Annotated in this window: 1 protein-coding gene; it reads right to left on the bottom strand. The window is 61.4% G+C overall.

Annotation, left to right across the window (positions count from 1 at the left end):
• Positions 1 to 389: immunoglobulin-like domain-containing protein (locus V6F91_RS27225; protein ID WP_332769948.1), on the bottom strand; the 389-nt coding region annotated here is incomplete at both ends.

Here is a 389-nt window from a genome sequence, read left to right as displayed (position 1 = left end):
GTCATTGGCCGCAGTCGGCACGTTCACGGTGCCTACGGTTTCGCCAGCGGCTATGGTTATGGTCGAGCCGTTCGACAGGGTGACGGTCACCGGAGTCTGGGCCGGGTTGGTCAGGGTCGCGGTGTAAGTGATCTGGCCGCCTTCAACGATGTTGTTGGTCGCGGTCAGGGTCAGACCGGTGTTGTCGACCGAGTCGGTGATGGTGGTGACTGCTGGCGTGGTGTTTGGCACCAGGTTTTCGAAGTTGCCGCCCGTTGCACCAGTGATGGTGGTGCTGACGGTGCTGCCATTGTTGTACACGTCATTCGCCGCAGTAGGCACGTTCACGGTGCCGACGGTTTCGCCAGCCGCGATGGTGATGGTCGAACCGTTCGACAGGGTGACGGTCA

The sequence above is a fragment of the Pseudomonas koreensis genome, from assembly GCF_036668835.1.
In the GTDB taxonomy this organism is placed as follows: Bacteria; Pseudomonadota; Gammaproteobacteria; order Pseudomonadales; family Pseudomonadaceae; genus Aquipseudomonas; species Aquipseudomonas koreensis_I.
The sequence above is the reverse complement of the archived record's forward strand: the minus strand, read 5'-3'. Positions and strand labels throughout refer to the sequence as shown.